Annotated in this window: 1 protein-coding gene; it reads left to right on the forward strand. The window is 69.4% G+C overall.

The features are described 5' to 3' along the window. The coding region (locus JF781_RS28020) for a PPE domain-containing protein (protein WP_225341363.1) at nucleotides 1–834 on the forward strand (834 nt) is incomplete at both ends.

Consider the following 834-nt stretch of genomic DNA (forward strand, 5'->3'; position numbering starts at 1 on the left):
TTGGTCGCGACCAATATCTTGGGCCAAAACACCCCGGCGATCGCGGCCACCGAGGCCCAGTACGCCGAGATGTGGGCCCAAGACGCGGCCGCGATGTATGGCTATGCGGGTTCCTCGGCGGTCGCGGCCCAGCTGGTCCCGTTCACCGCGCCGCCGTCGACCACCGACAGCGGTGGGGAAACGAACCAGGCGGCCGCGGTCGCCTCGGCGGCCCAGTCGTCGGCGAGCTCCCATGTGGAAACCGCGCTCTCCCAGGCGGTCTCGCAGGCTCCCGCCGCGGCGACGGCGACGACGTCGCCGGGAATCTCGCTCGGTCTTGGGGAAGCCACGGGGGGGCTGAAGAGTTTCAACAGCTTCCTCAGCACCCTTACCGGGCCTTACTCGCCACTCGGGGTCGCAGACGCGGGGAAGGGTTTTTATCAGCTTGCGCTCAACACCAAGGCGATGGGCGGCAACGTTCAAAGTGTCGACCCCACACTGCATCCCAAGGGTCTGCACGGGGTTTTGGCGCCGTTGCTGCACAGCGAACTGCTGACCGGATCCACCTCGTTGCAGGCGCCGGGTGCGGGAACGGTGTCTGCGGCGGTGGGCCGTGCCGGTGTCGTGGGGTCGTTGTCGGTTCCCGCGAACTGGGCCTCGGCCGCGCCGGCGATCAGGACCCTGGCAGCCGAGTTGCCCGAGACGATGCTGGATGCCGCGCCGGCGATGACGGTGAATCCCGGGCAGGGTTTGTTCGGGCCCACCGCCTTGTCGAGCCTGGCCGGACGCGCGGTCGGGGGTACCGCCACCCGCACCGTCGCGCGACCAGTCCGGGTGCCCGGTGCGGTGGCTGTT

The organism is Mycobacterium sp. WUMAC-067 (assembly GCF_020217485.1).
Taxonomy (GTDB): domain Bacteria; phylum Actinomycetota; class Actinomycetes; order Mycobacteriales; family Mycobacteriaceae; genus Mycobacterium.